Annotated in this window: 27 protein-coding genes; 13 read left to right on the top strand and 14 right to left on the bottom strand. The window is 66.6% G+C overall.

Going from position 1 to position 23,681, the window contains the following annotated elements; translation table 11 throughout:
• Nucleotides 1-32: 32 nt before the first annotated feature.
• A complete protein-coding gene (locus tag P0D77_RS03765) occupies nucleotides 33-857 on the bottom strand; it encodes an MBL fold metallo-hydrolase (protein ID WP_277554846.1) in 825 nt (274 codons plus the stop codon).
• A 100-nt stretch (nucleotides 858-957) separates the two neighbouring features.
• Between P0D77_RS03765 and P0D77_RS03760 the strand changes: the two genes are divergently transcribed.
• Complete coding sequence (locus P0D77_RS03760; protein WP_277554845.1) at nucleotides 958-1,836, top strand: winged helix-turn-helix domain-containing protein; 879 nt, start codon at nucleotides 958-960, stop codon at nucleotides 1,834-1,836.
• 32 nt (nucleotides 1,837-1,868) lie between these two features.
• Here the strand turns inward: P0D77_RS03760 and P0D77_RS03755 are convergent, their stop codons facing one another.
• Nucleotides 1,869-3,263, bottom strand: a complete 1,395-nt coding sequence (locus P0D77_RS03755) for an ATP-binding protein (protein ID WP_277554844.1) — start codon at nucleotides 3,261-3,263, stop codon at nucleotides 1,869-1,871.
• A gap of 143 nt (nucleotides 3,264-3,406) precedes the next feature.
• Between P0D77_RS03755 and P0D77_RS03750 the strand changes: the two genes are divergently transcribed.
• Complete coding sequence (locus tag P0D77_RS03750; protein ID WP_277554843.1) at nucleotides 3,407-4,540, top strand: thiolase family protein; 1,134 nt, start codon at nucleotides 3,407-3,409, stop codon at nucleotides 4,538-4,540.
• Nucleotides 4,541-4,647: 107 nt separating this feature from the next.
• The gene (gene serS, locus P0D77_RS03745) at nucleotides 4,648-6,027 is read left to right on the top strand and encodes a serine--tRNA ligase (RefSeq protein WP_277554842.1); all 1,380 of its coding nucleotides are present in this window, start codon (nucleotides 4,648-4,650) and stop codon (nucleotides 6,025-6,027) included.
• Nucleotides 6,028-6,047: 20 nt separating this feature from the next.
• On the opposite strand, the gene P0D77_RS03740 is transcribed toward serS, so the two are convergent.
• Entirely contained in the window at nucleotides 6,048-6,416 is a 369-nt protein-coding gene (locus P0D77_RS03740; protein WP_432764822.1) for a nuclear transport factor 2 family protein, read from the bottom strand.
• Nucleotides 6,417-6,509: 93 nt separating this feature from the next.
• Between P0D77_RS03740 and P0D77_RS03735 the strand changes: the two genes are divergently transcribed.
• A complete protein-coding gene (locus P0D77_RS03735) occupies nucleotides 6,510-7,001 on the top strand; it encodes a DUF367 family protein (protein ID WP_277554840.1) in 492 nt (163 codons plus the stop codon).
• Between the two features lie 29 nt (nucleotides 7,002-7,030).
• Here the strand turns inward: P0D77_RS03735 and P0D77_RS03730 are convergent, their stop codons facing one another.
• From P0D77_RS03730 to hemB, 3 genes are all read right to left on the bottom strand, one after another.
• Complete coding sequence (locus P0D77_RS03730; RefSeq protein ID WP_277554839.1) at nucleotides 7,031-7,396, bottom strand: DUF5518 domain-containing protein; 366 nt, start codon at nucleotides 7,394-7,396, stop codon at nucleotides 7,031-7,033.
• A 27-nt stretch (nucleotides 7,397-7,423) separates the two neighbouring features.
• Nucleotides 7,424-8,428 (bottom strand): hypothetical protein, encoded by a 1,005-nt coding sequence (locus P0D77_RS03725; protein WP_277554838.1) that lies wholly within the window; start codon nucleotides 8,426-8,428, stop codon nucleotides 7,424-7,426.
• A 61-nt stretch (nucleotides 8,429-8,489) separates the two neighbouring features.
• Nucleotides 8,490-9,470: a porphobilinogen synthase gene (hemB, locus tag P0D77_RS03720; protein WP_277554837.1), complete on the bottom strand. Its 981-nt coding sequence runs from the start codon at nucleotides 9,468-9,470 to the stop codon at nucleotides 8,490-8,492.
• Between the two features lie 159 nt (nucleotides 9,471-9,629).
• Between hemB and P0D77_RS03715 the strand changes: the two genes are divergently transcribed.
• On the top strand, nucleotides 9,630-10,127 hold the full coding sequence (locus P0D77_RS03715) for a DedA family protein (RefSeq protein ID WP_277555735.1): 498 nt from the start codon (nucleotides 9,630-9,632) through the stop codon (nucleotides 10,125-10,127).
• A gap of 41 nt (nucleotides 10,128-10,168) precedes the next feature.
• Here P0D77_RS03715 and P0D77_RS03710 read toward each other — a convergent pair whose 3' ends face one another.
• Together P0D77_RS03710 and P0D77_RS03705 are read right to left on the bottom strand one after the other, a co-directional pair.
• Nucleotides 10,169-10,342: a DUF6757 family protein gene (locus P0D77_RS03710; RefSeq protein WP_277554836.1), complete on the bottom strand. Its 174-nt coding sequence runs from the start codon at nucleotides 10,340-10,342 to the stop codon at nucleotides 10,169-10,171.
• A gap of 26 nt (nucleotides 10,343-10,368) precedes the next feature.
• Complete coding sequence (locus P0D77_RS03705) at nucleotides 10,369-11,175, bottom strand: PHP domain-containing protein (protein WP_277554835.1); 807 nt, start codon at nucleotides 11,173-11,175, stop codon at nucleotides 10,369-10,371.
• Between the two features lie 198 nt (nucleotides 11,176-11,373).
• On the opposite strand from P0D77_RS03705, the gene P0D77_RS03700 reads away from it, so the two are divergent.
• On the top strand, nucleotides 11,374-11,658 hold the full coding sequence (locus P0D77_RS03700) for a DUF5789 family protein (RefSeq protein WP_277554834.1): 285 nt from the start codon (nucleotides 11,374-11,376) through the stop codon (nucleotides 11,656-11,658).
• 83 nt (nucleotides 11,659-11,741) lie between these two features.
• Here P0D77_RS03700 and P0D77_RS03695 read toward each other — a convergent pair whose 3' ends face one another.
• Nucleotides 11,742-12,782, bottom strand: a complete 1,041-nt coding sequence (locus tag P0D77_RS03695) for a DUF5784 family protein (RefSeq protein WP_277554833.1) — start codon at nucleotides 12,780-12,782, stop codon at nucleotides 11,742-11,744.
• Nucleotides 12,783-12,903: 121 nt separating this feature from the next.
• Between P0D77_RS03695 and P0D77_RS03690 the strand changes: the two genes are divergently transcribed.
• Nucleotides 12,904-13,074, top strand: coding sequence for a DUF5786 family protein (locus P0D77_RS03690; protein WP_349770087.1), 171 nt, complete (start codon nucleotides 12,904-12,906; stop codon nucleotides 13,072-13,074).
• A gap of 103 nt (nucleotides 13,075-13,177) precedes the next feature.
• Here the strand turns inward: P0D77_RS03690 and P0D77_RS03685 are convergent, their stop codons facing one another.
• The 3 genes from P0D77_RS03685 to P0D77_RS03675 all read right to left on the bottom strand — a co-directional run bounded on the left by P0D77_RS03685 (nucleotide 13,178) and on the right by P0D77_RS03675 (nucleotide 16,008).
• Nucleotides 13,178-13,918: a DUF7530 family protein gene (locus P0D77_RS03685; RefSeq protein ID WP_277555733.1), complete on the bottom strand. Its 741-nt coding sequence runs from the start codon at nucleotides 13,916-13,918 to the stop codon at nucleotides 13,178-13,180.
• Between the two features lie 104 nt (nucleotides 13,919-14,022).
• A complete protein-coding gene (locus tag P0D77_RS03680; RefSeq protein ID WP_277554832.1) occupies nucleotides 14,023-15,045 on the bottom strand; it encodes an NAD(P)H-binding protein in 1,023 nt (340 codons plus the stop codon).
• Between the two features lie 90 nt (nucleotides 15,046-15,135).
• Nucleotides 15,136-16,008, bottom strand: a complete 873-nt coding sequence (locus P0D77_RS03675) for a YkgJ family cysteine cluster protein (protein WP_277554831.1) — start codon at nucleotides 16,006-16,008, stop codon at nucleotides 15,136-15,138.
• A 130-nt stretch (nucleotides 16,009-16,138) separates the two neighbouring features.
• On the opposite strand from P0D77_RS03675, the gene P0D77_RS03670 reads away from it, so the two are divergent.
• From P0D77_RS03670 to P0D77_RS03655, 4 genes are all read left to right on the top strand, one after another.
• Nucleotides 16,139-16,357: a DUF7561 family protein gene (locus tag P0D77_RS03670; RefSeq protein WP_277554830.1), complete on the top strand. Its 219-nt coding sequence runs from the start codon at nucleotides 16,139-16,141 to the stop codon at nucleotides 16,355-16,357.
• A gap of 92 nt (nucleotides 16,358-16,449) precedes the next feature.
• Complete coding sequence (locus P0D77_RS03665; protein WP_277554829.1) at nucleotides 16,450-18,357, top strand: helicase C-terminal domain-containing protein; 1,908 nt, start codon at nucleotides 16,450-16,452, stop codon at nucleotides 18,355-18,357.
• 128 nt (nucleotides 18,358-18,485) lie between these two features.
• On the top strand, nucleotides 18,486-18,671 hold the full coding sequence (locus P0D77_RS03660; RefSeq protein WP_277554828.1) for a DUF7317 family protein: 186 nt from the start codon (nucleotides 18,486-18,488) through the stop codon (nucleotides 18,669-18,671).
• Nucleotides 18,672-19,347: 676 nt separating this feature from the next.
• The gene (locus P0D77_RS03655) at nucleotides 19,348-19,647 is read left to right on the top strand and encodes a DUF8011 family protein (RefSeq protein WP_277554827.1); all 300 of its coding nucleotides are present in this window, start codon (nucleotides 19,348-19,350) and stop codon (nucleotides 19,645-19,647) included.
• Between the two features lie 185 nt (nucleotides 19,648-19,832).
• Here P0D77_RS03655 and P0D77_RS03650 read toward each other — a convergent pair whose 3' ends face one another.
• Nucleotides 19,833-20,969 (bottom strand): 60S ribosomal export protein NMD3, encoded by a 1,137-nt coding sequence (locus tag P0D77_RS03650; RefSeq protein WP_277554826.1) that lies wholly within the window; start codon nucleotides 20,967-20,969, stop codon nucleotides 19,833-19,835.
• Nucleotides 20,970-21,089: 120 nt separating this feature from the next.
• On the opposite strand from P0D77_RS03650, the gene P0D77_RS03645 reads away from it, so the two are divergent.
• Nucleotides 21,090-21,737 carry a ribonuclease H-like domain-containing protein gene (locus P0D77_RS03645; protein ID WP_277554825.1) on the top strand — a complete coding sequence of 216 codons (648 nt, stop codon included), beginning with the start codon at nucleotides 21,090-21,092 and terminating at the stop codon, nucleotides 21,735-21,737.
• 24 nt (nucleotides 21,738-21,761) lie between these two features.
• On the opposite strand, the gene P0D77_RS03640 is transcribed toward P0D77_RS03645, so the two are convergent.
• Nucleotides 21,762-22,934, bottom strand: coding sequence for an SPFH domain-containing protein (locus P0D77_RS03640; RefSeq protein WP_277554824.1), 1,173 nt, complete (start codon nucleotides 22,932-22,934; stop codon nucleotides 21,762-21,764).
• A gap of 234 nt (nucleotides 22,935-23,168) precedes the next feature.
• On the opposite strand from P0D77_RS03640, the gene P0D77_RS03635 reads away from it, so the two are divergent.
• Nucleotides 23,169-23,486, top strand: a complete 318-nt coding sequence (locus P0D77_RS03635; protein WP_277554823.1) for an RPA12/RPB9/RPC11 RNA polymerase family protein — start codon at nucleotides 23,169-23,171, stop codon at nucleotides 23,484-23,486.
• Nucleotides 23,487-23,681: the final 195 nt, after the last annotated feature.

The raw sequence follows: 23,681 nt of genomic DNA, 5'->3' as shown, positions 1-23,681 counted from the left end.
AATCGGAGCGCCGGCGGGCGTTCGCCGGACGACTACAGGTCGTACGTCTCGCCGTCGACCGCCAACGGCGCTTCGAACGCCTCCTCGGGCGGGTAGTAGTGCGCGAGGTGGACCAGTCGGGTCGTCTCGGCGTTCAGGTCGTCCGCGAACGCCAGCGCCCCCTCGCGAGTCATATGCTTTGTGCCGAAGGTGTACGGCGTGCCGTCGGGTCCCTCGTCTTTCCCGCCCAGCGGATGGTACTCACAGAAGCGCGCGGGGACGATACCGTCCGCGAGCAGCAAGTCCGGGTCCGCGAGGACGGTCCGCGAGTCTGCGGGCACGTCGTAACTGGTGTCGCCCGACAGCGACAGTTTCGCGCCCGTCTCGGGGTCGACCACGCACAGGCCGTAACAGACCAGCGGCGGGTGGTCGACGGGGACGAGCGTCACGTCGAGGCCGCACATCCGCACCGACTCGAACGGGGTCACGTCGTTGACGGTGACGCGGTCGAGGTAGTCGTACTTCGAGCGGATGGTGTCGGCGACGGACTCGCCGGTCACGGGGTCGACCTCGTCGGCGGCGTACACCGGGAGGTCGTCGAACAGGCGGTAGGCGTTGCCGAGGCCGTCGAGGTGGTCGAAGTGGATGTGCGAGACCACCGCGGCGTCGGGGAGGGGCACGTCGTGGTCGAGGAACTGCTGGCGGAAGTCGGGCGAGACGTCGATGAGGAGCGACTCGCCGGTACGCTCGTTCTCGACGTGAACCGAGAAGCGCGACCGCTCGATGCCGCGTTCGCGGGCCGCCTCGCAGGTGTCGCAGTCACAGCCGACGGTCGGCGTGCCGGTGGTGTCGCCGGTGCCGAGGAGCGTGACGCGCATTCGACGGACAGACGCAGAGCGGGGACTAAGCGGTGTCGGGAGTGGTCGACTGAGTGTGTCATCCGAAAGATATGTCGTTGCCGGCGGCATCCGGTTCGGAGTGGACGACGAGCACCCATCCACGCGGACGTTCGAGGTACTGTCCAACGAGGTCAGACTCCGGATAATCACGGCGTTGGGCGATGCGAGCGGACTGGATGGGTACGCGACGCTCGCGTTCTCGGAGATTCAGCGGGCCGCCGACATCGACGACAGCGGGCAACTCACCTACCACCTCGGGAAGTTGTGCGACAAGTTCGTCGAAGAGACGGACGGGGGATACAAACTCACGCTCGCCGGGATTCGGGCGTATCAGGCGATACTCGCGCTCCAAGGCGGTCCGACAGTCGAGGTCGACCCGGTCGAGGTCGACCGCTCTTGTGAGGAGTGTGGAGCAGGCCTCTTCGCGTGGTACACGGACGGCCGGGGGCACATCGGCTGCCGGGCGTGTGGGACTATCGACGTTCAGTATCCGGTCGAGGCGGCCCTAGTCGACCCCGAGAACCCCGAGAGCGTGACAGACGCACTCGACACCCGGATCCGTCGAGACCACAACGCGATGTTTCACGGCAGTTGTCCGTACTGCGGTGGTGCGACGGAGACGACGCTCAAAACCGAGTCCGACTACTGGGAGGCGGCGAACATGAACCCACAAGAACTCCTGATTCAGGCCGCGTGTACGCGGTGTTCGTGGTTCGTCATCGCGAACGCCGCCGCCGTCTTACGCACGATGGAACCCGTTCGGGCGTTCTACGCAGAGCGAGGCGTCGACATCTGGTCGGAACCGATCTGGACCGACGTCATCGACTGGGTCGTTGACGACGTAGAGCGAGACCCGATCCGAATCCACGGCCACCTCGCGTTCGACGGCGACCACCTGCGGGTCACGCTGTCTGAGACCTTCGAACTACTCGACCAACAGATCGTCGCGGACGCCTGATCCACTGGTGTGCAGGTCGGTACGATACGATCTCAGTGGTCGTGATCGTGGTCGTGATCGTGGTCGTGATCGTGGTCGTGATCGTGGTCGTGATCGTGACCCGCACCGTCGCCGACGACTTCCGCACCCTCGCCGTCGATCATGTCCATATTCTTGAGGTTGTCACGCTCCTCGAAGTCCTGCACGGCGTCCATGATGTCCTCCTGTGTGATGGACATCCGCTCTTCGGTGAGCGCCTCTAACACGGCTTCCCGGAGGACGAGACGGAGGTCGCTCCCGGTGAGGCCTTCGGTTCGATCGGCGACCTCGTCGGGGTCGAAGTCCGCGATCTCCATCTGCCGGGTGATGACGCGGAGGATGTCCGAGCGCATCTGCCGGTCGGGCTTGGGGAAGTTGACGATCTCGTCGAAGCGCCGCCACGCCGCGGCGTCGAGTTGGTCGGGGTGGTTCGTCGCCGAGATGAGCAACACCTCGTCGCGAACGAGCGACACCTCGTCGATGGACTTCAGCAGGGTGTTGACCGCGCGCTTGAGCGCGGCGTGTTCGTCGGATTTCCGGGTCTTGGCGACGGAGTCGAACTCGTCGATGAACAGGATACACGGCGCGAGGCGTTTGGCCACTTCGAACGTCTTCTCGACGTTCTTCGCCGTCTCCCCGAGGTACTGACTCGTCACCATCGACAGTTTCACCTCGACGAACGGGAGGCCGAGTTCGTGCGCGAGTGCGCGGGCAGCAGTCGTCTTCCCCGTGCCCGGCGGGCCGACGAACAGGAGTTTCCCGATCTCTCGGAGGCCGATGTTGGCGAGGTACTCGCGGTGCTCGATGGCCTTCATCAGTTTCCGGATCTCGCCCTCTTGGTCCGTGGTGAGCACCAGATCCTGCAGCGTCATCTCGATCTCCTCGGGCGCTTTCACTGTGACGAGATCGAGCATCTCGGCGTCTTCCTCCTCGTCGAAGTACTCGCCGAGGAGTGCGTCGATCCACACGCGGTCGGCGCGGACGGGACGGTTCTCCTCGCGCGCCTCGGCGTGGGTCACCGAGAAGTCGGCGTCGTCGGCTTCCTCTGCGATCTTCGCCAGGACGGGATTCTCGCGAAGGTCCTCGTCGTCGACGCGGTCGAGGAGCCACTCGGTCCCCATCTCCGGTTGCGACAGCGACACCTCACCGGAGAAGTCCTTTCGCTGGGTGAACAGGAGGTCCGAGATGGCCTCCCACGGTCGTTCGACGCCCGTGGCTGTCTTCGCGGTCGATTCGGTCACGTGGAGCGGGCGCTCCACGCCGCCGGGGCCCGCCTCGTCTTCGGGCGACTCGCTCCAGAAGACGCGACGGTATCGGGGCGGTAAATCGTCGGCGTCGAGGTCGCGGTCCTCGTTGTAGCGGTGGGCGGTCACGAGAAGCTCGACCACGTCCTCTGCCGGGTCACTCATCCCCGCGACGTTGCCCTCGGAGGCTGTTAAGCCCGTCGAAGCGTCCGAGCCGACGCGTGCGCTCCTCGCGCCGACGCGGCAACGCCGTGAAACGGGTGTCCGGTTCTCCCGGATTTATCACCACAGACCCGCGAGGGAGGTGTATGGCAACGCCCGTCATTGCGGCCGCGTATCGAACCCCGTTCGGCAGGCAAGGCGGCGTCTTCGCGGACGTCCGCAGCGAGGATCTGTCGACGGCTCTCATCGACCACATCCTCGACGAACACGACGTCGACCCCGACGCCGTCGACGACCTGATGTGGGGAGTCGCCCAACAGCGTGGCGAACAGGACAACAACGTCGCCCGCGTCATCGCCCTGCTCTCGGAGTTGGGCGAAGGGACACCCGCGACGACGATCAACCGCTGGTGTGCCTCCTCGATGCAGTCGATCATCTCAGCGAGCGACGCGGTCGCCGCGGGCAATCGCGACTGCATCATCGCGGGCGGCGTCGAGTCGATGTCGCGCGTCCCGATGGACGGCGACTCCTACCAGCACCTCCACCCCGAACTCTCCGAGCAGTACAACATCTTCCAGTTGCAGATGGGGATGACCGCCGAGAAGGTCGCCGAGGAGCACGAGGTGTCCCGCGAGGCTCAAGACGAGTTCGCCGTTCGCTCGCACCAGCGTGCGTCTGCGGCGACCGAATCCGGCCGCTTCGACGACGAAATCGTCCCCATCGAGACGGAGGAGGGCGTCGTCACCGAGGACGAGGGCATCCGCCACGACACCGACGTAGAAACGCTGGCGGGTCTGTCACCGGCGTTCACCGGCGACGGGAGCGTGACGGCCGGCAACTCCTCGCAGATCACCGACGGCGCGGCGGCGACGCTCGTCTGCTCGAAGGAGTTCGCGGACGAACACGGCCTCGACGTCCTCGCGGAGGTCGGCACGAACAACGTCGCGGGCGTCGACCCGACCGTGATGGGCATCGGGCCGGTCCCGGCCACCCGCGGCCTGTTGGAGCGTGCGGGCACGGACATCGACGACTACGGTCTGGTCGAGGTGAACGAGGCGTTCGCCTCCCAGTGTGAGTACACCCGCCGCGAACTCGGCATCGACGAGGACATCTACAACGTCAACGGCGGCGCAATCGCGCTTGGCCACCCGCTTGGGGCCTCCGGCGCGCGTCTCCCGGTGACGCTCATCCACGAGATGATCAAACGCGACGTCGACCGCGGCCTCGCGTCGCTGTGTGTCGGCTTCGGCCAAGGCGCGGCGATCGAGTTCAGTCGGTAACGACGCCCGGCACGCCGCTTTTTTCGGAGCCACCCGGCGATCGATCCGAGCCACACAGCCACACAGACCCGACACGGTTTAGGCCGAACCCCCGGAATCCCCATCAAATGATTTCGAGGCAGTACCTCCGCGAGCATCCGGAGGAGGTCCGCGAGGGCATCGAGCACAAGGGTGTCGACGTGGACCTCGACCGGATCCTCGAACTGGACGAGGAGTGGCGCGACCTGAAAGGCCGTGGCGACACGCTCCGACACGAGCGAAACGAGGTGTCGTCGAAGATCGGTCGCCTGAAACAGGAAGGCAAGGAGGAAGAGGCGCAGGAGGCCATCGACAAGAGCCAGGATCTGAAAGCCGAACTCCAGCAGATCGAGGCGCGCGCCGACGAACTGGAGGACGAACTCCACGATGCGATGTTGCACCTCCCGCAGGTCCCCGACGACGACGTGCCCGTCGGCGAGGATGAGTCGGAGAACGTCGAACGGCGTCGCGAGGGGTTCGACGACCTGCGCGCGGTGCCCGACGACGTGACTCCCCACTACGATCTGGGCGAGGACCTGGACATCCTCGACTTCGACCGCGGCGCGAAGGTGTCGGGTGGCGGCTTCTACTTCGCGAAAGGCGAGGGCGCGATGCTGGAGCACGCGCTGATCCAGTTTTTCCTCGAAGTCCACCGCGAGCAGGGGTACACCGACGTGTTCCCACCGATCCCCGTCAACTCGAAGTCGATGGAGGGGACCGGGCAGTTCCCGAAGTTCGTCGAGGACGCCTACCGCGTCGGCGACGAGAACGCCGACGACATCGACGACGACGACCTGTGGCTGTTGCCGACCGCCGAGGTGCCGGTCACGAACATGTACCGCGACGAAATCCTCCTCGACGACGACCTCCCGATCAAACACCAAGCGTACTCGCCGAACTTCCGCCGCGAGGCGGGCGAACACGGCACCGAGACTCGCGGCATCGTCCGCGTCCACCAGTTCAACAAGGTGGAACTGGTCAACTTCGTGCGCCCCGAGCACAGCGACGAGCGATTCGAGGCCCTCGTCGAGGAGGCCGAGGAGGTGCTGAAGCGGCTGAATCTTCCGTACCGCATCCTCGAGATGTGTACCGGCGACCTGGGCTTCACGCAGGCGAAAAAGTACGACATCGAGGTGTGGGCGCCCGGCGACGACATGGAAGACGGCCCCGAACAGGGCGGTCGCTGGCTTGAGGTGTCGTCGGTGTCGAACTTCCGCGACTTCCAAGCGCGGCGCGCGGGCCTGCGCTTCCGCCCCGAGCGTCACGAGTCGGCGGAGTACCTCCACACGCTCAACGGGTCGGGCGTCGCCGTCCCGCGCGTCGTCGTCGCCATCCTCGAGTACTACCAGAACGACGACGGCACCGTCGACGTGCCCGAACCGCTCCAGCCGTATATGGGCGGCCGCGAAGTGATCGAGGGCAGCGAGAAGGTCGGCGAGAGCGCCGTCGGCGCCGGCGAGAAGGAGTAGGCGAGTCGGCGACCGGGCCCTCAGTCCGTGTACGTCTGCAGAGCCGTGAGCGCATCGTCGGCGTCGACCCGAAACACGTCGACGAAGCCGAACAGTTCCTCGCCCGTCTCTGCGAGCAGTCGTCCGCGAGCGACAATCTCAGTCAGATCACCCTCGTCGTGGCCGGTATCGTCCTCACCGTCCGCGGGGACGTACACCGCGTCGACGGCGTGTTCGGTGTCGGTTCGGGGTCGTTCCTCGCGCATAAACCGGACGAACGTCTCCCGGCCCGAGAGCGTCTGGTCGGGTCGCTCGTGGACGAACTCGGGCGCAAGGAGCGCCGCGAGGTCGTCGTACGCGGCGGCGTCGATGTGCCGGTAGTACGCCCGGACGACCGACTCGTGTGTCACGGATCGATCCGCGTCGGCGACGAGCATCAATCGGTCGGCGGGGGCGGTCGGCCACTCCGAGGCGCTTATTCGCCCGCGTCGACATCGCTCGGTGTGGACCTGCACGTCCGGTACGAGGGCGACGACGACCCCGCCAAGTGTACGGCGAAGAAACTCGAACGCTTCGAGTTGGCCGAGTTGCACCGCTCGGACGCGGCGACACCGTACGGGGTCGTGCTCAACCCTCACGCCGAGCGTGCGCTCTCGCCCGCCGACGTCGACACGAACACGCTCGTCGCCCTCGACTGCTCGTGGGAGTCGGCGGGGGAGGCGCGCTTCTCACTGCCGGGCGAACACCGCGCGCTCCCGTATCTCGTCGCCGCCAACCCTGTGAACTTCGGTCGCCCGATGCAGTTGACGACCGTCGAGGCGTTCGCCGCCGCCCTCCACATCCTCGGCGAACCGGATCACGCAGAGCGCATCCTCGCGAAGTTCACGTGGGGCGAGACGTTCCTCGAACTCAACGAGGAGCCGTTGCGTCGCTACAGCGAGTGTGCCGACTCCTCGGAGGTTGTCGCCATCCAGCAAGAGTACCTCGACCGCTGAGCGAGGGGTCGCAGTCTCGCAGTTAACGCCTACTCCGCGAGGATCGCACCCACCGCGCCAGCGACGGCGGATTCGAGCGCGAACAGTACGGTCAGCACGACGCCGAGGACGAGGACGCCCGCGCCGCCGAGCAAGCCGCCCAACGGGCCGCCACCCGCGAGGCCGATGACGCTGCCGAACAGCGCCAGCAACACGCTGAACGCGACGCCCGTCACCGACCCCGCGAGCAGGCCGTGGTACGCGCCGTTGCCGAGGCCCCCGCCGGCGATGTAGCCCGCGACTGCGCCGCCGATGATCCCCGCACCGATCTGTCCAATGATGGGGATGGCGGTTCCGAACGTCGCGATGACGAGGAAGACGACCGCTCCCCACGCGACCGCACGCCAGTTTGTCATACCCGAGAGAACGACAGCCGCCGGTATTTACCTGTCGTCGGAGTCGAACGCGGCCGCCCCGTCGATGAAGCGGCCGTCGTGGTCGTCGTCACTGTCGCCATCGTCGCTCCCGGCATCTGCGGGCCCATCGTCACCCTGCACCGCGTACTCCGGGAGGTCGGCGGCGTCGACGTCGCCAGCGAGGACATCGTCGGGGTCGATGCCCGCGAGGCCGTCCGGGTCGGCGTCTTCCACAGCGGTGGCGTCTTCATCGGAGTCTGCGCCGTCGTCGGCGTCGGCGCTCTCGTCCGATGCTACAGCAGTCGCGTCCTCCTCGTCGGCCGCGTCGCGTGCGGCCGCGAGTTGGTCGGTCGTCGGGACGAACAGCCGATCAGTCTCGGGATCGTACGGTCCGTCGGGGACGCCCTCGCGTGCCTCCGCGCGGAGGCCGTCGGCCGCTTCCGGGGCAGGGTCGGGCGCGTCGGCGGCGTTCGCGCGGACGCGGTCGGGTTCGACGCCGCGGATCGACGCCCAGTCAGCGGGGTCGAGACCGGCGAGGTTGACGGCCCACGCGTCCATCGCCGCCGCGGGCGACGCCCCCGACTCCAAGAGGCCGACCAGCGAGCGCAGCGTCCGCGTCTCTGCCTCCCGCCACCACGACGGCTTCTCGACGTGGACGGGGTAGAAGAACGGCGTGTCGCTGGCGTCCGCGAGCGACCGCGGGAACGAGACGGTGCGGTCGTGGACCTCCTGAAACACCGTCATGTTGACCGCGGCGACCGCCGCGAGGAGGTCCGCGTCCATCTCGTAGCCGGCGGCCTCCAGTTCCGCCCGGAGGTCGGCGAAGGCGAACGCGAACCACGCCGAGGACGCGTCGTCGGTGAGCAGGTGGTTCGGGGTGTCGTCGTTGCGGGCGCGGCGGTACTGGTCGGCGATCCGACCTTGGATGGCGTCGTGAAGGACGCGCAGGCCGATGCGAACGTCGTCGACCGAGAAGTCGGTGCGCTGTGCGACCTCCTCGACGTACGCGTCCGGGACCGCCGGCCGATGCATACAGCCAGGGTGTTCGGACGCGGGTAAAACGGTTCGTGTTCTCCAGGTCGATGCCCGCCGGCTACAGCGATTCCGCGACGTCCTCGGCGAAGTACGTGAGGATCAGATCCGCGCCCGCACGCTTCATCGACAGCAGCGACTCTTTCGCGGTCGCCTCCAAGTCTAGCCATCCGCGGTCGGCGGCAGCGTGCAACATCGCGTACTCGCCGCTGACGTTGTAGGCGGCCACCGGCAGGTCGAACCCCTCGCGCACGTCGCGGACGATGTCGAGGTACGGCAAGCCGGGCTTCACCATCAACACGTCCGCGCCCTCGTCGGCGTCAAGGCGGGCTTCCCGCATCGCCTCCCGGCGGTTGGCGGGGTCCATCTGGTAGTGGCGGCGGTCGCCGAACGCGGGCGCACCGTCGGCGGCGTCGCGGAACGGGCCATAGAACGACGACTCGTACTTGACCGCGTAGCTCATAATCGGCACCTCGTCGAAGCCGGCGTCGTCCAGTCCTTCGCGGATGGCCCCGACCATCCCATCGGTCATCGAGGAGGGCGCGACCATATCCGCGCCCGCCTCGGCGTGGGAGACGGCCGTCTGCGAGAGGAGGTCGAGCGTCTCGTCGTTCTTCACGGTCAGCGTCGGATCCTCGGCGGCAGCGTCCTCGACGATGCCGCAGTGGCCGTGGTCGGTGTACTCACACAAGCAGACGTCGGTGATGACGTACGCGTCCGTCTCCGCGGTGATGTCGCGCACCGCCCGCTGGACGACGCCGTCTTCGGCGTAGGCGCGAGAACCGACGGCGTCTTTCTCTTCGGGGATGCCGAACACCATCACCGCCTCGACGCCCGTGGCGAGAACTTCCTCGACGCGGTCGACGGCCTCGTCGACGGGGACGCGGTCGTGACCGGGCATCGACTCGATGGGGACGCGGTCGTCGGCCGTCGCGTCGACGAATACCGGCGCGATGAGGTCCGACGCCGACAGCGTCGTCTCGGAGACGAGCGGCCGAACCCCGTCGGTGCGGAGGCGACGCGGGCGGTCGGTGGGGTACATACCGAGACGGTCAGCCCGCGTGAGAGGTAAACCCGACGCTCCGGCCGTCCGCGGCGCACGACGCTCCGCGTCACTCGACACCGGATGACACAAGCCATATATCGGGCGACTGGCTACGCCTCGCCAGTGACGCTCTCGCCCCTGCAGGTCACCGCGGCGATGCCCGAGTGGTTGAAGTCGCTCCTCGACTCGGAGTACGCCCTCCTCGTGCTGTTCGCCGTGTTCGTGCTCGAAGGGGCAATGCTGATGTACTTCATGCCGAGCGAACTCATCGTCCCGGGGTCGCTCATCCTCGTCGGCCACTCGCCAGACACCGTCGTCGCGGTCATCGGCGTCGCCGTCCTCGGTGCGACCGTCGGGCAGGTGGCGCTGTTCACCGTCGCTCAGCGTGGCGGCCGCGAGTGGTTACTCCAGAAGCGGTGGTTCCGCGTGAGCGAGGACAGCCTCGACCGCTTCGACGGCTGGTTCGACCGCTGGGGGCCAGTCGTCGTCCCCGTCTCCAACTCGCTGCTGTTCACGCGGGGGATGTTGACGGTGCCCGCGGGCCTCGCGGAGATGGATACCAAGCGGTTCGTCGTGCTGTCTGCACTGGGGACGCTCGTGTTCGAGTCGGCGCTGGCGGCGCTGTACGTGTTCGGCGTCGACCTGTTGTGGTAGCGCGGTCGGGAACGGTGGAGGGCGAGAGGTAGTCGGAGGACTCAGGCGTCGGGGTCGGTCTGCGTCACGTCCACCTTCTCTCGAATGGCTTCGAGACTCTCGCTTTCGGCGAGTTCCTCGATCCGTTCGCGGAAGTGCGACTCACACAGACCCACAGAGACGCCGCGGCGTTCGGCGGCGTAGGCCGCCTCGCGGTCGCAGTAGTGACACTGCATACACCCGCACAGGGGCCCGATCGTAGTTAACTCCGCGCCTCCGGCAAGCGGTCGCTGACCGTCGCCCAACGGTCGGCGTCGAGGCCGTCGACGCCCAGTTGCTCGCCGTGGGCGTCGGTGCCGCCCGTGAGGAGGAGGTCGTGGTCGGCCGCCAGCGACTCGATACGCTCGTCGTCGGGTGTGATCGCGTCGGCGTACGGGTAGAACCGTTCGACGGCGTCCAGATCGTACTCGACGCACAGCGAGAGGGCCGCCTCGGGGTCGTCGTACCGGTACGGGTGGGCGAGGCCGACGACGGCGCAGGCGTCGTGCAGGAGGTCGACCCCGCGGTCGACCGGCGTCACGTCGCGACGCACGTAGCAGGGGCCGTCGTTGCCGATGAGGTGGTCGAACGCGTCTTGGTAGTCGTAGTCGGCGTCGCTCTCGTGGATGGCGCGGGCGATGTGCGGGCGGCCCAGTCCCTCGCGGGGTTCGAGGGCGAGGTCGACGCCCACCTCCGCCTCGACGTTCTCGATGATTCGCCGCCCGCGGTCGATGCGGTTCTGCTGGAGTCGGTCGCACTCCGCGCGGAGTGCGTCGTCGTCGCCGACGCCGTAGCCGAGGAGGTCGACCCGTTCGCCGTCGGAACCGGTGTCGACACGGAGTTCGATGCCGCGAACGACCGTCAGGCCGTCGCGGTCGACGACCGGCGCGTCAAGGTCGGGGTGGATCCGGTCGTGGTCGGTGACGGCGACGGCGTCGAGGTCGGCCCGGCGCGCGGCGGCGACGAGGCCCTCGAGCGTCAGGGTGCCGTCCGAGACCGTCGTGTGCGCGTGGAGGTCCGCGGTGATCATACTCGTGACCGGGCGGCCCGTCTCAAAGGGGATTCCGGTCGGTGCGTGACGACCGTGGGCGACCGAGGCCGAACGTGGGCGAGAGCGACGGGTCGAAATCGAGCGATGAAAGGGCATAATAATACGTTAAAGACTACGGTTCTCACGAAGGTAGTACATAGAAAATCATTACATACATCGAAGTCATCCTCTCTGTTGATGCGCCTGAACGGCACGGAAGACAAGCTAGCGGCCCACGAGTACCCCGCGACGAGCGGCGAACTCATCGACGCGTACGGCGACACCCGTATCGAACTGCAGGACGGCAGCGAGACGCTCGGATCCGTACTCGGTCGCCTCGGTTCCGAGACGTTCCACTCCGTCGACGACGTGTGGATGACGCTGTGGGGCGGGGTCGGCCACGAAGCAGTCGGCCGCCGCTTCTACAGCGACCGTGACGCGCCGAGCGTCGGGGAAGACGGCCCAGACCCCGTCTCGTTCTGACGACGACCGGCGACTCGCCATCGCCAGTCACTCTCTCCGGAATCCCGGCTCAGTCACCGTCTCTGGAGAGTCAAAATCCGCTTTTACACCCACTCCAGCGCCGCGTCCAAATCCAGCGGAACGCGGCCTTTGCTGTACGCCTCGGTGCGGCCGTCGGGGCGCGACCGGAACACCACGGCCGGGCGGTGGCCCACCTCGGGGCGTTCACCGCGGACGGCGAACCAGTCGTCGTCGGGGAACGACGAGCAGTCGACGAACAGCGTGACGCCGCCGCCGTGCGCCTCTAGTTGTCCGCTCGTCTTCGTCTGGACGGTGTCGCGCACGGCCGCCGACGGCGTCCCTGCCGAGCGTTTGTTCGGCGTGACCGGGCGCGTCACCTCCACGAGCGTCGAGGTGCCGTCGGCGCGCGTCGCGCGGAAGTCGATGACGTGGTCGGTCGACACCTCGATTTCGGGTTCGATGTCGTAGCCGGCGTTCACGAGGAGGCGGGCCACGTCGAATTCGCCCATCGTCGCGGTCATCCGCGTCAGGTCGAGGTACTCGGAGGTGCCGAGTTTGCTCGCCATCTCCTCGCGGTCGTCGTCGAGGATACCCGTCGCGAGGAACTGCTCGTAGAACCCTAGCGCGTCGAAGCGCTCGGCGTCAGGGAAGCCCGCGCTGTGCTCGCGGAAGAACTCTCGCGTCGTCTCCGCGCCGTCTTTCGAGCAGAGGACGGGCAGGAAGAACCACGCGAGGTGCGGAAAGTCCTCCAGCCACGGTTCGTCCTCGTACAACACCGCGGTCAGTTCTTGCTCCGCCCAACGCGTGACCGGAAACGGCACGTCCGCGAGGGCATACTTCTCCGTCCGCCACAGCGCGGAGGGCGTCTCGGTGTTACCGATCCAGTACGCGCCGGGGCCGCCGCCGACGCCAGTGGGGCCCTGTCCGTTCTCGGTCCAGCAGAACAGCGCGAGACTCCCGTCGTCCATGTCGAACCGCCGGGCTTCGTAGCCGTCGGGCGGCGCGAACCACGAGTCGCGTTCGGTCGCCCCGAGGTTGGAGTCGAGCGGTCGGTAGAGGTCGTCGTGGACGCGTGAGGGCGACCACGATCCGGGGGCGTACCGGAAGCGAAGGGGACGTGCCACACCCGATATCTGCCGGCGTCCGGTTTCAACCCACCGCTCGGGGCCGAGTTTCTTTCACGCGAACGTAACTGTGACTGACCGATACGTATATTACACATAATTTGTTACGTTATGACGTACCATGGGATTGGGTAGCTACGATGACGACGAACACGAACGGCGTGAGAAGAAAACTCGGATCGAGAGCGACTTCGCAGAGGAACGGAACGAGTATCGCGGCCGCGTAACGTACGACTCCGGTGACTCCACAGAAGCACTCCTCGATCAGTTCAAGTCAATCAAAGGCGAGTAGCCACCCGCCCGCCTCTTCAGCCGTCACAGCCACACCGTCGCGAGCGGCGCGTCTGCGCCGTCCTCGCGGCGATCCGTCACCACGTCGCTGGCGTGTCGACGACTCACCGCTCCGCCGCGAGCGACAGTGCAATCGCTGCCCCCGAGACGACGGTGACGGCGACGACGTGTCCCAGCATCGCCACCAGCAACACCGGCCGGTCCGTGATGAACGGCACCAGCGCGAGTTGTGCGAACGCGAACACGACGTTGAGTGCGTCGAGTCGGCGGAACCGGAGCGCCGTCCCCGGCCCCACCGTCAGGCGGAGTTCGCGGTACAGCGAGACGACCGCGGTCCACCACGAGGTGCCGATTCGGTAACAGAGGTCCCAAAGCACCAACAGCGCGAAGAACACCACCGGCGTCGGCGGCGACGCACCAAAGAGGTCTGTCACGAGTGGTTCCTCGGCGACCGCGACCGGGAACGGGAGCAGTTGCGCCGCCGGCGCGGGCCCGCCGACCGTCGCGGGGTCGGTGACGAACAGGTGGGTGACGACGGCGATGAACGCGAGGACGGCGAGCACCACCTCGATGCTCGACCCGAACAGGAGCCGATAGTACGTCTCCGAGACGTCGAGCGTGCGGTTCGACTCGCCCAGTTTCAACATTAGGTAACTTCCGACGGCGGCGACGCCGACGGCGGCAGTGCCCGCGGGGACCGCGTTCCAGAGGTCGTACGCCCACGCCAACAGCAGGAGACCCGTCTCGAAGATGAGTAACTGGAGCGCGATAGCGGCCGTCTCCGAGAGACGCACCCCTGGCAACGCGCCGACGATGCTCTCGTACACCCACGCCTCACCGAACACCGCCGGGCGCGTCGCCGGAGGGGCGTCTGCGTCCGTTGGTTCGGACGACTCGGCGGCCTCAGCAGTCGCGGAGGGTGAGCCAGCCCCGTTGCCCTCCGGGCCGGTCACGTGGACACCCCGGACTCGGCCTCGCCGTCGTCCGTGGGTTTGTGATTGTCGCCCTCAGGGTGTTCCGGTGGGCCGGTCCGACTTCGCCACGCGTCGAGCGCCGCCGCCAACGCCTCGTCGAACGGCGTCAACTCGACAGGGACGTGGTCGCGGATGGCGTCGTCGCGAACGACGACCGGCGTCCGCAGGCCGTCGACGAGGGGGTCGACGACGCCCGCGGGCACGTCGGTGACGAGTCGAACCCACCGCGAGGAGAGTCGCGGCGTGAGCACGGGCACGGGAATCACGTACAGGCGACCGCCCATCGCCTCGCGGGTTCGTCGCAACATCTCCTCGTAGGTGAGGACGTCCGGGCCGCCGATATCGTAGGTTTCCCCTGCAGTCTCCGGAGCGTCGAGGACGCCGACGAGGTACGCGATGACGTCGTCGACGTAGATTGGCTGTGACTCCGTGCGGACCCACCGCGGCGTGACCATCACGGGGAGGCGAGCGGCGAGTTGGCGAACAATCTCGAAACTCACGGAGCCGTCGCCGACGATGATCGCCGCACGCAACGTCGTGAGTTCGTACGCGCCCTCCCCGAGGATCTGTCCCACCTCGCGGCGCGATCGGAGGTGTTCTGAGAGTTCGACCTCGTCCTCGTCGCCGAGGCCACCGAGATACACCACGCGGTCGAGGCCGCCCTCGTCGGCCGCGTCGCGGAACGCCGTCGCCACGCGGCGATCCATCTCCGCGAAGTCGTCGCCCTCGCCCATCGAGTGGATGAGGTAGTACGCAGCGTCGACGTCCAGAGCGGCGAGCCACCGGCCCAACGGCTGTGCCGTCGTCTCGCCGGGACCGGTCGTGAGGCGAACGCGCTCGGGGTCGAGCAGGTCGCCTTCGAGGACGCGCACGTCGTCGGGGGCGTCGTAGCGGTCGGCGTCGCGGACGAGTGCGACCACTTCGTGACCCGCCGCACGCAGGGCGGGCACGAGGCGACGACCGACGAAGCCGGTCGCGCCGGTCACGAGGACACGCATACAGACCGCTTCCACCCGTGAGCCGATAACGTTGGTCCCGGAACGGCCAGCGCCGTCAGTCACTGCCCGGCTGTCACGCCCGGACACGAGTCAGTCGTCCCACTCGTCTGTCGGCGGTGCGCCACGCGTCTCCTCGACGCTCGTGGCGTCGGGCGCGTCCGTCACCGACTCGCCGGGGCCGCCCGCGGCCGCCCGCCACTCGGTGTCGGCGGCGCTCACCCACGAGTCCGCCGCGAGGACGCGTTCGCGTTCGCGCTCGTAGCGGTCGTCGTTCACCGCACCCGTCCCCGGCGCGCTGGCGGCGGCGGCGGCGACGAACGCCGCGCGGTCTTCGGGCGTCGACTCGCCAGCGACGAGGCGAGCGACCGCGCCACCGAGGCCGTCTGGGTCGGGATGGAGGAACACCGTCGACCCGAGCGCCCCCTGTCCGAGCGGTGGCGGTGGGAGGTCTGCGGGCACCGTGTCGTCGCGGAGTCGTTCGCCGGATTCGCCGTGGACGCGTTCGACGCGTTCGCACTCGGTGTCGGCGTCGAGTTCGAGGTTGTGCCCCGGATACGTCCGACAGCGCTCGGGGTAGCGGTCGGTGTCGTGAATGCGACACCGGAGCGTGTCGGGGTCGAGGAACCCGCAGGCGTCCAACCAGACGCGGTCGCCGCCGAACGGCGCGACGGGTTTGGTCGACTTGCGGAGGCCAACGAGGAACGCGGGGCGGTCGCCGATGGCGGCCACGTCGTGGCCGTCGATTCGCGTGGTGCGCTCGCCGTCGGCCGCGAACAGGCGCGGCACGAGGGCGTCGCCGAGGCCGTCGTCGACGAACGCGCGAATCTCGTCGCGTGAGAGGGGGACGAGGTGGTACGTGTCGTCGAGCGCGCGGTAGCGGCCCTCACGCTCGCGGTCGTCGGGCGCGCCGAGCGGTCGCCAGTCGAGACAGCAGCCAGCACAGCCCTCGCAGTTCACCTCCATGTGTCACGGAGAGACACGGTGTGGGCGCAAGAAGGTGTCCCCGAGTAGAGCGATCCGACGCACGATAGACGCACACGCGAATGCGTAGACGGAGGCTCGGACTTATCCCCACCGCGGTCCGACCCCGGATATGGGCAAACAGCGGTGTGACGGCTGCACTCGTCGCGTTCGTCTCGGCGGCGGTATCAGCGACCTCTGGTCGTTCGAGACGGGGAGTACCGACGGCCTGACGCTGGAGTTGGCCGACGGCTCGGAGTTCTTCCTCTGTTACGACTGCATCGACGCCCTCCCGGACGACGAGGAGGTGCGCCGCGAACACGTCGAGTCGCTTCCCGACCACGACGAGTAGCGGCGTGAGCGCCGGCGGTGACCCACTCGGTCGCCATCGTGTACCCATCCGACACGCTTACGCCGAGTCGCCAGTTCCATTCGACAACTACTGTGGACCCTTCCCGGATCGTCTCCGAGTTTCCCGCGCCCTCCTATCGCGGCACGCAAGAGCAGGCGCTGCAGGACATCACCGACGCGTTCGCCGCCGGCAATCGTGTCGTCCTCGTGCGCGCACCGACCGGGAGTGGCAAGTCGCTGCTCGCGCGGTCCATCGCGGGCGCGGCCCGAACCGTCGAGGAGGCGAGTCCCTCGCAGGCGACCGGCGCGTACTACACCACCCCGCAGGTGTCGCAACTCGACGACGTCGCCGAGGACGACTTACTCGACGACCTGAACGTCATCCGGGGGAAGTCCAACTACACCTGCATCCTCCCCGGCGAGGAGGACACGCCCGTCAACCGCGCGCCCTGCGCCCGCCAGCGCGGCTACGACTGCTCGGTGAAACACCGCTGTCCGTACTACTCCGACCGGGCTATCGCGTCGAACCGCCCTATCGCGGCGATGACGCTGGCGTACTTCATGCAGACGGCTGGCTCCGACGTGTTCCGGAAACGGGACGTCGTCGTCGTCGACGAGGCGCACGGCCTCGCGGAGTGGGCGGAGATGTACGCGACCATCGAACTGTCGCCGCAGACGGTACCCGTGTGGGAGGATATCGGCGTCCCGGACGTGCACAACCACGAAGTTGGGCCCGTCGAACGCACCGCCCGGTTCGCGGACGCCCTCCTCGGCGTCTGTTCGACCGCGAAAGACGACCTGCTTGCGGTCGGCGACCTCACGCCCGAGGAGGCGGCCCGTCGCGACCGCCTCCAGGAACTCATCTCCGAGTTGAAGTGGTTCTTGGAGGACTACCGCGACACCGACTCCGCGACGACGTGGGTCGTCGACCAACCCGACGGCGAGGGCGGCACGCTCACGATCAAACCGCTCGACCCCGAGAAGTACCTGAAACACACCGTCTGGGACCGTGGAAACCGCTTCGCACTGCTGTCGGCGACCATCCTCTCGAAGGAGTCGTTCTGCCGCGGCGTCGGTCTCGACCCCTCGGAGGTCGCTCTTGTCGACGTCGAGCACACGTTCCCGGTCGAGAACCGCCCGCTGTACGACGTGACGCAGGGGAAGATGACGTACGAACACCGCGACGAGACAATCCCGAAGGTCGCTCGCCTCTGCCTCCGCTTGATGGCCCAGCATCCCGACGAGAAGGGTCTGGTCCACGCCCACAGTTACGCTATCGCCCGGCAGTTGACCGAGAAGTTCGGGGAGTTCGGCGTCGGCGCGCGGGTGCGGAGCCACGACAGCGACGACCGTGACGCCCAACTGGAGGCGTGGAAGGCCAGCGACGACCCCGAACTGTTCGTCTCGGTGAAGATGGAGGAGGCGCTGGACCTGAAAGGAGATCTGTGTCGCTGGCAGGTGCTGTGTAAGGCGCCGTACCTCAACACCGGCGACTCCCGCGTCGCCGCGCGCCTGGAGGACGGCCAGTGGGCGTGGTACCATCGCGCGGCCCTCCGGACCGTCATCCAAGCGTGCGGTCGCGTCGTCCGCGCGCCCGACGACCACGGCGCGACGTACCTCGCGGACTCCAGTCTCCTCGACTTGTTCGACCGCGCCGAGGCCGACACGCCGTCGTGGTTCCGCGAACAGATCGACCGGATGACAACCCCCGACCTCCCCGAGTTCGACCCCACCGCCGCGATGGCGGGGATGGACGCCGACCCGGGCCCGTCGTCGGGTGCCGGTCACGGCATCGGACGCGGGCGGTCGAGCGGAGCGGGTGGGTCCAGTGGGGCAGGCGGAGCGAGCGGCAGAGCCAGCGGCGGGAGCGGATCCAGCCGATCTGGTGGGTCGAGCGGGTCGAACCGCTCGACGGGCGGCGGCGCGTCCGCCGCCGGACGCGACGACGACGATGATGACCCGATGGCCGACCATCCGCTGTCGGACGTGTGGGGCGAGTAGACACACGTACGGCAAGCAGATTCAGCATACGTCCTTATATGCCGTGAGCCGACGGCCTCGAATCGCGCCGACCTTAGTGACATATAATCTCACGAAGGATTATGTATCCCCTTGCAGATAAGGAGAGTATGACAACCCACGGCGTCGACACGGCCCTGACGCTGTTCGCTGCCGGAACGCTCACCCGAACACAGGCGGCCAAGAAGGCCGGCGTCGACCTCGACCGGTTCGACGAACTCTGTGAGAAGCGCGGCATCACCACGACGCACTCGCCGCTTGACCCGAGCGGTCCCTCCCACGTCAACGCGGACTAAGTACGTCCGTCGTTCTCCCGAACTCGACCCAACTGAGCCGTCGCTACCTACTCAGTCGGGCAGAGAGCACCCACTGGCGTACTGGTAGGTCGGAAAAGCGACGGCTGAATGCTTGTTCTTGGCTCTGTTGAAATCCTCAAAGTCTGATAAGAACACCGTATCAGATACAGCGGGTGTAGCAAGCGAATCACTGTTTTTGATTTCATCGATGAATGACTTAATTAGTCGATCGACATGTGCTGCTTAATTATCGGCGGACAGTTCGTCCCTTTTGACGAGGAGAACTACCGCCATAACCGCTGCGAATATCGTGTGTGACAGTCTCAGAGTGCTGGTATCAACAACATCGGAAAACCGAATTAACGCGATTGCGAAGGCGGCAGTGTATAGAAAACACGGAACAATGACATAAACCGTGAGCGCTCTGCTCCGCTCCATAAAAATCCAATTTCTCCGAGAAAAATATATCCATCGAAGGTGTGTCGTCTCACTGTATCTAACACGGGTTCTCCGCTGGTCGCAGTTTTACAGAGGTACAAGTCTGGAAAGCGCCGGAAAATACGTGCTACGAATATCGTAGACGCATCACTGCTGTTTGCTTATTGTGCAATGTACTGCCCGCTCGGTGATAGTGCGTTCAGCATCTTTTTCTCTCCCGGGCGAGGCAAGGCGTTCGATGCCCTCCATCATTGACAAGACAGTGTTCAGTGAGCCATCTGGTCAGCCGATTGGAGCAATCCAACTCTGTGCGGCCTTGATCTTCTCGGGGATATACGGATACGCTATGTTCGTCGAGAATGCCACACTTGGCAGCTGGCTCCTGTTTATGATAGCAGGAAGCGCCTTGTCTGGAATCGCTGAATCCCTTCCGAAAAACAGACGGCAGGCCGCTGGTGTCCTGCGTCTCACAGGAATCTTCGTACTGCTGTGTCTGATCGTGGCCGTCTTCTTCGTGCCCGAATTCGTCAGCCAGTAACCGGAGAGGTTTCTTCGGATCTACTGGGTCTTGTCGGTCTTGTTCTCCTAACCGAACTGCTGCATACAGCCTCTGTATCTACCACTGGCCGCTACCGACAATGGTGGCTCAACAGTAGGCGACTCGCACTGTGTATTCAGCAGGCTCGCTGGAATCTATCACTGATCGAGGCTTTCAACAGAGCCTTACTCTTCTGTTTCGTCGTCCATCTCCGACGGCACCACGTACAGACCCACGTCCGTCTTCACCACGTCGACGGTGGCGGCGTCCTCGGCGACGCCTGGCGGCCGCGGGATGGTCACCGCCTCGTACGTCTCAGGGTCGAGCACCTGCACGGCGTTGTCGTCCTCGACGGTGACGACGGTCGTCTCGACGGCGTCGTCGGCCTCGCCCACCTTCTCGGCGTCGGGTGTCTCACCCTCCTCGAAGCGGGCTTCGTACGGTTCACCCGTCGCCATCCGGACACCTTTCAGGTTCCCGCGAACCGACCGCACCAGCACCGGCCCCTCGTCGTCCGCAGGGTCGATGATGTCGCCTGGCCGGAACTTCGGCAGACGCACCGCGAACGTGACGCGGTACACCTCGTTGCCGTCGCCGTCCTCGGTGACGAGCGTCGGTGCCTCGGAGTAGGAACCGCCGAGTTCTTCGGTGATCTGTGTGGCGACTGCCTTCCCGAGTTTGTTCGTCGAGAGTTTCACGTCCTTGCCCTCGGGTTGGTCGATGACCTCGGTGACGAACGACTCGCGGTCGCCGTCGGCCTCGCGTTCGGCCACGAGCGACTCGGCGATTTCGACGGCCTTCGACTGCTCTGTGGAGTCGGGAACGCGGTCGACGCCGCGGATCTGGACCTCTGCAGCGTAACTCCCGCCGGAGATGCGGCCACAGCGGTCGCAGGTCCCGCGACTGATCTTGACGGGCACGACAACCTCCTCTTCGACGTGGATGCCGCGGACGACGCCCGCGAACGTGCAGTGCATTCGGATCGTGTTCTGGTCGACCTGTTCGGGGTCGACGCCCCACTGGACCTGTTCGGCCTTGAGGTGGACCGCGAGTTCCTCCGACACCTCGTCGACGGCGACGTCGGTGTAGTCGCGCGCGCCGACGTCGACCCAGCGGTTGCCGCGGTGGACCGCGCCACAATGTGAACAGACGGTCACCTCGACGCGGTCGGGCGCGTCGACCAACTCGAAGTCCTCGAAGTAACAGGCGTCACAGAGCACGCGGTCGCGTTCACGTGGCTCGCCAGGGAGCGGTTCCTCCCGCTCTGGAACCGGGTCGCCACAGCGCGGGCAGAACTCCCGCCGGTCGCGTGTCTCACTCATTCGCCTCCGAGTAGTCGACAGAGCGGGTTAAGCGCCGCGACTGGCTCTCGACGCGGTTCAGCGGTGTGCTCCCACCGCCTCACCGCCACGCTCATCCGCCCACTCCCCATCGGCCCCGGTATGCGCTACGACAGGGACGACGCCGGACACCGGCGGATCGCGACGCTCGACATCGAGACGACCCACTACAAGCCCACGCAGGGCGAGACGGTGTCTATCGGTGTCGGCGTCCACGAGCGAGCGAATCCGCTCTCGGCGGCGACGCTCGACCTGTTTCACCGGCGGGGGGCAGACGACGAGGCCACGCTCATCGGCGACGCACTCGCGCGACTGGAAGAGTACGAGGCAGACTACCTCGTCACGTTCAACGGCCGCGGCTTCGACTTCGACTTCTTGGCTGGTCGCCTCGACGCCCTCGGCGCGCAGCGACGCTCGCCCGCCATCGACACCGCCGAGACGCACCTCGACTTATTCCACGACGACCGGAAGGACCTCGCAGACGAACGCGGCGAGAAGTGGCCCAGTCTCGAGGAGTCGCTGGCCGCCTACGGCGACCACCCGAAGCAGACGACGTGGCGCGGCGAACCGCTCGACAACGCGCGGTTCGGAGACGAACTCGGCCCTGCCTACCTCGACGCCGTCCAGTCTGGCGATTCCTCGCGTGCCGCGTTGCTCCGAGCGACGATTACCGAGTACCTGACGGGAGACCTCCGCGCGAATCTCTGGCTGTACTACTACGACATCGGCGCACTCGAACCACAGTTGTAGGCCGGTCGTCGCCGCGGCCGTCGCTCAGTCGGAGAACTCGGCCTCGGTGTCCGGGTCGACCAACGCGCTGTCGGTCGCCGCGCCGTCGCCCTCCGTCGTCGCTTCGCCGTCGAGAATCTCGTCGACGGAGTCGAGTCCGAGCAGTTCGCGGTCGGAAGCGTCGAACGCCAACGGTGCGAGTCCCTCGCCCGTGCCCACGTCGGACCCGGTGAGCGTCTCGCCGTAGCGGCCGAGCAGACTGGTGAGTTCCTGTGGGATGATGTACGTCGTGGACTCGCCTTGGCCGATAGCCGCGAGCGTCTCCATCCCCTTGTCGATGATGGCGCGTTCGCCCATCGACTCCGCCGCCCGTGCGCGCAGCACCGTCGAGATGGCGTCGCCCTGCGCCTCCAACACGGACGCGACCTTCTCTCCCTCCGCCGCGAGGACGTTCGCCGCGCGGTCACCCTCGGCGGCCTCGACCGCAGAGCGACGGCGACCCTGCGCTTCGAGGATCATCGCCCGGCGGCGACGCTCGGCGGACGACTGCTGTTCCATCGCGTTGAGGACGACCGGCGTCGGGAGCACCTCTCGGACCTCGACCATCTCCACGTCGACGCCCCACTGGTCGGTTGGTCCCTGCAGTCCCTCGCGAATCCGGCGGTTGATCTCCTCACGTCGGCTCAACGTCTCGTCGAGTTCCATATCGCCCAGCACCGCCCGCAGCGTCGTCTGCGCGAGCAACGCCGTCGCGCGGCGGTAGTCCTCGACTTGGAGGAATGCGCGTTCGGCGTCGACGACGCGGATGTACACCACGGCGTCGGCCCGCACGGGCGAATTGTCGCGCGTGATGGCTTCCTGCGTGGGCACGTCGATGGTCTCGACGCGCGTGTCGAACTGGTACGTGCGCGAGACGAACGGCGGGACGAAGTGCAGCCCCGGGTCGAGGAGGCCCCAATTCGCGCCGAACACGGTGAGCGCACGCTTCTCGTACGCCTGCACGATTTCGACGCTGGAGACGAGCGTCGCCAGCGCCAACACGATCAAAAAGCCCGCGAGCGCTAGCGACGGCGGCAGGACGACGAACACGAACACCGCGAGTGCGAACGCGAGGGCGGCTTCCGCGACTCCGTTGTCGGGAAGCACCCCCGTACGACCGCCCTCGCCCGCGCTCAGGCGACCGAGGCGTCGAAAGAACTCCCTGCCGGTGCTGTCCATAGTATCGGTTGGGCAACACGCCACCTATAGGTTTCGCGGGGTGCTGTCGAGTTCTGCTCTCGGAGAGGGGGTAGTGGGAGCCCGCTGAATACAGGACGGGAGTCTTGCATACACATCTTCTCACGCAGTATGCGAAGGGCGTCGGCCGACGCAGTCAGTATGAGCAGGTGCCTGAAACCCACGACGGAGCGGAAGTTAACAGATATACTCGACGGTCGTGTATCCGTACGCAGTATGCAGTTCTGTGACGAGTGTGGGTCGATGATGCACACAGAGGGCGACACATGGGTGTGTCGCACCTGCGAGAACGAGGAGCGACGAGACTCGCAAGCAGAAGCGGCGATGGCACTCCGGGATGGACAGCAGGACGACGGGGCACCCGCCGTGGCCGACGCGACGCAGGACCCCACCGAGACGATGGAGGAGCCCTGTCCCGCGGACGACTGCGACAGCGACCGGGCCTACTACCAGATGATGCCGAAACCGGGCGGTTCCTACGAGGTTCGGCTGTTCACCTGCGTCGAGTGCGGCCACAAGTGGCGCGAGTCCTGACTCCTGTCCCCCCTAAATCACTCACTTCGACGAGTCACCGATCAGGTGGTTCGTTCAACGTAACGTGAACCAATTGGAAGCGCCGTGCTGGACTCATCCGCGCTATTTAGCACGGTACTACTGTCTCCATCCAAGAGTACCAACGGAGCCGTTTCGCCGAAAAGCCCCGCACCCGTCGGCGGCGACGAGCCGTCG

The sequence above is a fragment of the Halobaculum limi genome (assembly GCF_029490015.1).
Lineage (GTDB): Archaea > Halobacteriota > Halobacteria > Halobacteriales > Haloferacaceae > Halobaculum > Halobaculum limi.
This window is presented reverse-complemented; position numbering and strand designations above follow the sequence as displayed.

Bases quoted from the DNA above. Each gene is read 5' to 3' on its own strand.
- P0D77_RS03690 (WP_349770087.1), top strand. From the start codon at position 12,904: ATGGGATTGGGTAGCTACGATGACGACGAACACGAACGGCGTGAGAAG.
- P0D77_RS03640 (WP_277554824.1), bottom strand. From the start codon at position 22,934: ATGGACAGCACCGGCAGGGAGTTCTTTCGACGCCTCGGTCGCCTGAGC.
- P0D77_RS03755 (WP_277554844.1), bottom strand. From the start codon at position 3,263: ATGAGTGACCCGGCAGAGGACGTGGTCGAGCTTCTCGTGACCGCCCAC.
- P0D77_RS03660 (WP_277554828.1), top strand. From the start codon at position 18,486: ATGACAACCCACGGCGTCGACACGGCCCTGACGCTGTTCGCTGCCGGA.
- P0D77_RS03750 (WP_277554843.1), top strand. From the start codon at position 3,407: ATGGCAACGCCCGTCATTGCGGCCGCGTATCGAACCCCGTTCGGCAGG.
- P0D77_RS03645 (WP_277554825.1), top strand. From the start codon at position 21,090: ATGCGCTACGACAGGGACGACGCCGGACACCGGCGGATCGCGACGCTC.
- P0D77_RS03650 (WP_277554826.1), bottom strand. From the start codon at position 20,969: ATGAGTGAGACACGCGACCGGCGGGAGTTCTGCCCGCGCTGTGGCGAC.
- P0D77_RS03710 (WP_277554836.1), bottom strand. From the start codon at position 10,342: ATGCAGTGTCACTACTGCGACCGCGAGGCGGCCTACGCCGCCGAACGC.
- P0D77_RS03715 (WP_277555735.1), top strand. From the start codon at position 9,630: ATGCCCGAGTGGTTGAAGTCGCTCCTCGACTCGGAGTACGCCCTCCTC.
- P0D77_RS03655 (WP_277554827.1), top strand. From the start codon at position 19,348: ATGCCCTCCATCATTGACAAGACAGTGTTCAGTGAGCCATCTGGTCAG.
- P0D77_RS03680 (WP_277554832.1), bottom strand. From the start codon at position 15,045: ATGCGTGTCCTCGTGACCGGCGCGACCGGCTTCGTCGGTCGTCGCCTC.
- hemB (WP_277554837.1), bottom strand. From the start codon at position 9,470: ATGTACCCCACCGACCGCCCGCGTCGCCTCCGCACCGACGGGGTTCGG.
- P0D77_RS03705 (WP_277554835.1), bottom strand. From the start codon at position 11,175: ATGATCACCGCGGACCTCCACGCGCACACGACGGTCTCGGACGGCACC.
- P0D77_RS03635 (WP_277554823.1), top strand. From the start codon at position 23,169: ATGCAGTTCTGTGACGAGTGTGGGTCGATGATGCACACAGAGGGCGAC.
- P0D77_RS03670 (WP_277554830.1), top strand. From the start codon at position 16,139: ATGGGCAAACAGCGGTGTGACGGCTGCACTCGTCGCGTTCGTCTCGGC.
- P0D77_RS03700 (WP_277554834.1), top strand. From the start codon at position 11,374: ATGCGCCTGAACGGCACGGAAGACAAGCTAGCGGCCCACGAGTACCCC.
- P0D77_RS03675 (WP_277554831.1), bottom strand. From the start codon at position 16,008: ATGGAGGTGAACTGCGAGGGCTGTGCTGGCTGCTGTCTCGACTGGCGA.
- P0D77_RS03765 (WP_277554846.1), bottom strand. From the start codon at position 857: ATGCGCGTCACGCTCCTCGGCACCGGCGACACCACCGGCACGCCGACC.
- P0D77_RS03725 (WP_277554838.1), bottom strand. From the start codon at position 8,428: ATGCATCGGCCGGCGGTCCCGGACGCGTACGTCGAGGAGGTCGCACAG.
- serS (WP_277554842.1), top strand. From the start codon at position 4,648: ATGATTTCGAGGCAGTACCTCCGCGAGCATCCGGAGGAGGTCCGCGAG.
- P0D77_RS03730 (WP_277554839.1), bottom strand. From the start codon at position 7,396: ATGACAAACTGGCGTGCGGTCGCGTGGGGAGCGGTCGTCTTCCTCGTC.